Here is a 5,678-nt window from a genome sequence, read left to right as displayed (position 1 = left end):
GGCTGCACGAGCGCGGCGGGCGGTTGCGGACCCGCGCCGCCGTCGCCGACGTGCTCATCCGCGGTGGCCGGGCGCGCGGTGTGCGCCTCGCCGACGGGACGACACTGCGGGCACGGCGCGCGGTCGTCGCGGACGTCGACGCCGTGACGCTCTACCGCCATCTCGTCGCCGCCGACCAGCTGCCCGCCCGCCTGCTCGCCGACCTCGACCGGTTCCAGTGGGACAACTCCACCATGAAGATCAACTGGGCGTTGTCCGCGCCGATCCCCTGGTCGGACACGCGGTGCGCCGGCGCCGGCACCGTCCACCTCGGCGGCACCATGGACGACCTGACCCTGCTGTCGGCACAGCTCGCCTGCCAGCAGGTGCCGGCCGATCCCTTCCTCATCCTCGGGCAGATGACCACCGCGGACCCCACCCGCTCACCCGCCGGCACCGAGAGCGCCTGGGCCTACTTCCACGTGCCGCAGGCGCCGCGCGGCGACGCCGGCGGCCGGGGCATCACCGGCCAGTGGACCGCCGCGGACGTCGCCGCGCTGGTGGAGCGGGCCGAACGAAAGATCGAGCGCTACGCCCCGGGCTTCCGTGACCTGGTCGTGGGCCGCGAGATCCAGTCCCCGCTGGCCATCGAGGCGGCGAACACCGCCCTGCACCGCGGCGCCCTGGGCGGCGGCACCGCCGGCCTGCACCAGCAGCTCGTCTTCCGCCCCGTCCCGGGCCTGGGCCGACCGGAGACACCGGTGGCCGGCCTGTACCTGGCGTCGATGTCGGCGCACCCCGGCGGCGGTGTGCACGGTGGGCCGGGTGCGATGGCGGCGCGGGTGGCGCTGCGCACCGCCGGCGCGCTGGGACCGGTGCGCCGCGCGGTGACCCGGACCGCCCACGCCCGGATCTACGCCGACTGACCGGCGGCGGTCAGGGTTGGCCGAGCACGGCCTTCTCGAGCCGGCGCAGGGTCTCGACGTTGCGCAGCCAGATCAACCGGTCGAGGACCGGGTTGTGCACGGCGCGGGCCAGGCCCCGCTTGGGATGTTCGGTGATCGCGACGAGCGTGCCGCCGTCCTGCTCGGTGACGGCAAGGGTGATGTGCACCGTGCCCAGCGGCCAGCCCTCCGCCTCCAGCTCGACCTCCGCGGGCGCGTCGTGCCGCAGGCAGGTCGTGACGCCTTTCTTCGCCAGCGGCCAGCGGCCGATCTGGTAGTGCAGCCGCGCACCCGCCTCGGGAAACGGCAGGTCCACCGCCCGGATCGCGCCCGTGCCCACCACCCACCGGCTGTAGGTCCAGCCGTTGTCCAGCACGGCCCACACCTGGGACGCCGGAGCGCCGATCAGCCGCGACACAGTTGCCATGGACACAGTCTCACCAGACCGCGCCTACTTACCCCTGCGCGGCGCTCCACGCGACCAGGGGCGGCCGCACCGCCGCGCAGAGTGGACCACCCCTGGCATCGGTGAGGCCAAGTCGGCCGGTGAGGCGGCCGGACCGGCCCGCGGCGTCGAGGACGGCGGGATCGACGGCGTCGAGCATCAGCTTCGCCCGGCGAAACATCGCGAAGGCGCCGGCGTCGTCCACTGCGCCCCAGGTCAGGTAGATGAACCGGCCCCCGGGCCGACCCTGGACGTAGGCGCCGGTGATGTCCAGGCCGGCCAGCGTGTGAGTCGCGGTGGCCGGCAGCGTCCAGACGGCACTGGGCGCGTCGGCGCGGTGCGGGTCCAGGAGTTCCTGCGGACGGTCGCGACGCTGGACGGCGACGTGAACGTTCCGGCGGCAGAGCGCCTCGCCGCGTGCTCCCCAGTCCCGGCCGGGCAGGTCGACGGCCTCAATGCGGATCTCGAGACGCCTGGCACCGCCGTCCGCCGCACCGCACCCGTTCGGGGTCAAGCCGCGTCCGGCCACAGAACCACGATAACCGTGGATGGTCAGCGGTCCACCGCGGCCTCACTTCCGCTTCCTCCGCAGGAACAGCAGGAGGGCGCCGACGCCCGCGGCGATGCCGGCGGCGGCCTTGGGCTTCGCCTTCACCGTCGCGGTGGCGGTGGTGGCCTTCTCCTTGGCGACGTCGACCTTGCCACCGGTGCGCTCGTTGAGCTGATCGGTCAGTTCGCCGGCCTTCTGGCGGGCTGGGGCGGTTGCTTCGGTGGCCTTCTGCAACGCGGGTGTCGCCACGTCCGCGATCTTGGCGCGGGCCGGGGCGGTGGCCTCGGAGGCCTTCTGCAGCGCCGGGGTCGCGACGTCGGAGATCTTCGCGATGGCCGGGGCGGTCGCCTCGGTGACCTTGGTGCGTGCCTGGTTGGCGACGTCGGCCGCCTTCTCCTTCGTCGCGGTCGACTTCGCGCTCACCTGGCTTTTCACGTCGGTCTTGGCCGCCAGGGCGTCGACTGTCTCGGCGAGGTCGGCGCGGGTCCGTACGATGTCCGCCCGGGCCTCGTCCGGGCTCACTGGTCCGTTGCTCGTCGCGGGTGACTCGGTCATCGCCGTCCTGCCTCCTTGATGGTGTGCACGTCGGTCTTCATGCCTTCGATGGCCTCGGCGGGCAGTGGGGGAGTGGCCGCGCTGAGCTCCTTCTTGCCGGTCAGGGCCAGTCCGCCGGTCACGGCCAGCAGGGCCACGCCGACGATCAGCGCGGACAGCCACGCCGCGAGCGCGGTCGCCAGGCCGAGCACCGCGCACGCCACCAGGGTCCCGACGGCGAACACGCCGATGACCCCGGCCCCGCCGAACAGTCCACCGCCGATCGCCGCCTTCTTGCCCTTGCGGGTCAGCTCCGCCTGCGCGAGCGTGAGCTCGTCGCGGACCAGCCGGCTCACCTGCTCGGAAAGCTGGCTCACCAGCTCGCCCGCGGACGCCGTCGCTGGGGCACCCGGCTGGTGGGCGGTTACCTCTGACATGACAACCCCCGTCGGGACATCTGGGTGACTACTCGTTACGTCTGGCCTGCCCCGCCTTCGCCCTATAACACTCCCGGGCCGCCGCTGTCACACCGACACTGTGCCGCCGCCCTTTCGACGGCCGGGTCACGCGCCCAGGTGGCGGGCGATGCCCTGCGCGGCGACCTGGAGCGCGGCGGTGAGGCGCGCGCGGTCGCGGCGCAGGGTGGGCACCACGACGCCGATGGCCGCCACGACCTGGTCCTCGCGTCGCACCGGTACGGCCACCGAGCAGGCGCCGAGTGACATCTCCTCGACCGTCGTCGCGTAGCCGGTGAGGCGGATCTGGGCGAGCTGCGCACGCAGGCGTCCGGGCTGGGTGACCGTGTACGGCGTGACGCGGGTGAGCGCGGCGAGAACGCGGCGGCGGATGTCCGCGGGCGCGTGCGCGAGCAGCACCTTGCCGACCCCGGTCGCGTGCAGCGGCAGCGTCGAGCCCACCGTGCTGACCACCGGCACCGATGCCCGGCCCGCCAGCCGCTCCAGGTAGAGGACCCGCTCGCCGTCGCGGACCGCGAGGTGGACGGTGGCGCGGGTGGCGGCGTGGATGTCGTTGAGGAACGGCGACGCCGCCTCGCGCAACGTCGAGGGGACCGGGGCGAGCAGACCGATCTCCCACAGCCGTCGGCCGATGGCGTAGTCGCCGCCGACGCGGGCGAGGGCGCCGTGGCGCACCAGCTCGCCCGCGAGGCGATGGGCGGTGGGCAGCGGCAGGCCGGCGCGACGCGCCAGCTCGGACAACGGCAGCCGCGGCTGCTGGTCGTCGAAGGCGCCGAGGATCGCCATGACCCGCCCGGCGACGGTCGCACCCGGAGTCCCGACGTTGCCAGCCATGGCCCGATTCTTCCACTGAGTGGAAGAATCGGGTAGGTCTGCCCTGGTTGGCCGTCCTACGGTTCGTGCCATGAATCCCCTGGCCGTGCCGGCGCGCGAGCTGGAGCCGCAGTCCGTGATCAGCTCCGAGATGGCCGCCCTCGACGCCGGCTACCGCGGGGCGGGTGTCACGGAGACGCAGCCGAGGCTCGACTACCCGCCGTACCGCTCCAGCCTGGCCCGCCATCCCGGCCGGGCCGCATACGACGTCGACCCCGAGACGATCGAGCGCTGCGCGCCGTGTTTCGGCGCCCGTGACGTCGAGCCGCTGGACGCGGACCTCACGGTCGGCCACCCGGGTGCGCCGATCGGGGAGCGCACCGTCGTCACCGGCCGGGTGCTCGACGGCGACGGGCGGCCGGTCCGTCGGCAGCTGGTGGAGATCTGGCAGGCCAACGCCGCCGGCCGCTACGCGCACGGGCGCGACCAGCATCCGGCGCCGCTCGACCCGAACTTCACCGGTGCGGGACGGTGCCTGACCGATGACGACGGCTGGTACCGGTTCCAGACGATCAAGCCGGGCCCCTACCCGTGGCGCAACCACCGCAACGCGTGGCGCCCGGCCCACCTCCACTTCTCGGTGTTCGGCACCGCGTTCACCCAGCGCCTTGTCACCCAGCTGTACTTCCCCGGGGACCCGCTGTTCGCCCTCGACCCGATCTACCAGTCGATCGTCGACCCGCGGGCCAGGGACCGGCTGGTCGCGGCCTACGACCACGACGTGACCAGCCACGAGTGGGCCACCGGCTACCGGTGGGACATCGTCCTCACCGGCCCCGGCCAGACACCCCTCGACGCCGAGGCGCAGGACGGGGATGGGGCGTGACACCGATCGCTACCCCCGGCCAGACCGTCGGGCCGTTCTTCCACCTCGGCCTGTCCTACGACCGCGACAGTGAACTGGTGCCACCCGGCAGCCCGGCGGCGATCGTGCTGCGCGGGCGGGTCCTCGACGGGGACGGGCTCGGGGTACCGGACGCGCTCGTGGAGATCTGGCAGGCCCGCCCCGACGGGACCATCGCCGGCGAACCCGGCTCGCTGCGCCGAGACGGGTGGACGTTCACCGGTTTCGGCCGGGCCTCCACCGGCCCGGACGGGACGTACGCGTTCACCACCGTCGCGCCCGGACCGACCGAGCCCGGCCGGGCGGCGTTCCTCGCCGTCGCCGTGTTCGCCCGCGGCCTGCTGAACCGGCTGTTCACCCGCGCTTACCTGCCTGGCGACACCGCGGCGCTGGCCGCCGACCCGCTGCTGTCCGCGCTGCCCGAACACGCCCGCCGGACCCTCGTCGCCGAGGCCGACGGGCAGGGCTTCGTCTTCGACATCCGGCTGCGGGGGCCCGCCGAGACGGTGTTCCTGCGCTACCCGGGCCAGCGGCCGTGACCGCCCGAGCATGAGTGATCTCTTCTGGCCCGGTGATGAGCGCGCGGGCGCGCTGGCCAGCGACGCCGCCTGGCTCGCGGCGATGATCCGGGTCGAGCAGGCCTGGCTGGACGCGCTCGCGCGGGCCGCCATCGCCCCGGGGACCGTCGACCTCGCCGGGATCGTCAGCCCGGATGACCTCGCCGCCCTGGCGGGTGCCGCCGAGGACGCCGGGAATCCGGTGCCGGCGCTGGTGGCCCGGCTGCGGGCCCGCGCGCCGTGGGCCCACCGTGGCCTGACCAGCCAGGACGTCGTCGACACCAGCGTCGTGCTGCTGCTGCGTGACGTCGTCGAACGGCTGCGCGCGGAGCTGCGCGACCAGGTCGGTTCGCTCGCCGCGATCGCCGAGGGCCACCGCGGCACAGTGCTCGCGGGGCGCGGGTGAGTCCCACTGCGTGGTGTAGATCGGGAGCGGCTGGTTGATCGTCCGGGGTGCGGGTGTGTCGCTCCGAGAC

General features: G+C 74.0%; 9 protein-coding genes. 4 read left to right on the top strand and 5 right to left on the bottom strand.

Annotated features, from left to right (window positions below; all coding sequences use genetic code 11):
• Positions 1 to 905, top strand: a 905-nt coding sequence (locus MXD58_RS18550) for a phytoene desaturase family protein (protein WP_374616320.1), incomplete at its 5' end; no start/stop codon positions are given.
• Positions 906 to 915: 10 nt separating this feature from the next.
• On the opposite strand, the gene MXD58_RS18545 is transcribed toward MXD58_RS18550, so the two are convergent.
• The 5 genes from MXD58_RS18545 to MXD58_RS18525 all read right to left on the bottom strand — a co-directional run bounded on the left by MXD58_RS18545 (position 916) and on the right by MXD58_RS18525 (position 3,762).
• Positions 916 to 1,350, bottom strand: a complete 435-nt coding sequence (locus MXD58_RS18545; RefSeq protein WP_248839395.1) for an SRPBCC family protein — start codon at positions 1,348 to 1,350, stop codon at positions 916 to 918.
• Positions 1,351 to 1,378: 28 nt separating this feature from the next.
• Complete coding sequence (locus MXD58_RS18540) at positions 1,379 to 1,882, bottom strand: DUF5990 family protein (protein WP_248839396.1); 504 nt, start codon at positions 1,880 to 1,882, stop codon at positions 1,379 to 1,381.
• A gap of 57 nt (positions 1,883 to 1,939) precedes the next feature.
• Positions 1,940 to 2,473: a DUF3618 domain-containing protein gene (locus MXD58_RS18535; RefSeq protein ID WP_248839397.1), complete on the bottom strand. Its 534-nt coding sequence runs from the start codon at positions 2,471 to 2,473 to the stop codon at positions 1,940 to 1,942.
• Positions 2,470 to 2,889: a phage holin family protein gene (locus tag MXD58_RS18530; RefSeq protein WP_248839398.1), complete on the bottom strand. Its 420-nt coding sequence runs from the start codon at positions 2,887 to 2,889 to the stop codon at positions 2,470 to 2,472. Before MXD58_RS18530 ends, MXD58_RS18535 begins: the two co-directional genes overlap by 4 nt.
• 126 nt (positions 2,890 to 3,015) lie before the next feature.
• Positions 3,016 to 3,762 carry an IclR family transcriptional regulator gene (locus MXD58_RS18525; protein ID WP_248839399.1) on the bottom strand — a complete coding sequence of 249 codons (747 nt, stop codon included), beginning with the start codon at positions 3,760 to 3,762 and terminating at the stop codon, positions 3,016 to 3,018.
• Positions 3,763 to 3,832: 70 nt separating this feature from the next.
• Between MXD58_RS18525 and pcaH the strand changes: the two genes are divergently transcribed.
• The 3 genes from pcaH to MXD58_RS18510 are packed head-to-tail and all read left to right on the top strand — an operon-like array spanning position 3,833 to position 5,608.
• On the top strand, positions 3,833 to 4,627 hold the full coding sequence (gene pcaH / locus MXD58_RS18520) for a protocatechuate 3,4-dioxygenase subunit beta (protein WP_248839400.1): 795 nt from the start codon (positions 3,833 to 3,835) through the stop codon (positions 4,625 to 4,627).
• Positions 4,624 to 5,184 (top strand): protocatechuate 3,4-dioxygenase subunit alpha, encoded by a 561-nt coding sequence (pcaG, locus tag MXD58_RS18515; protein WP_248839401.1) that lies wholly within the window; start codon positions 4,624 to 4,626, stop codon positions 5,182 to 5,184. Before pcaH ends, pcaG begins: the two co-directional genes overlap by 4 nt.
• 10 nt (positions 5,185 to 5,194) lie before the next feature.
• Complete coding sequence (locus tag MXD58_RS18510; RefSeq protein ID WP_248839403.1) at positions 5,195 to 5,608, top strand: lyase family protein; 414 nt, start codon at positions 5,195 to 5,197, stop codon at positions 5,606 to 5,608.
• The last annotated feature ends 70 nt before the right edge of the window (positions 5,609 to 5,678 follow it).

Origin of the sequence: Frankia sp. AgKG'84/4, assembly GCF_023242965.2 — a bacterium.
Taxonomy (GTDB): domain Bacteria; phylum Actinomycetota; class Actinomycetes; order Frankiales; family Frankiaceae; genus Frankia.
This window is presented reverse-complemented; position numbering and strand designations above follow the sequence as displayed.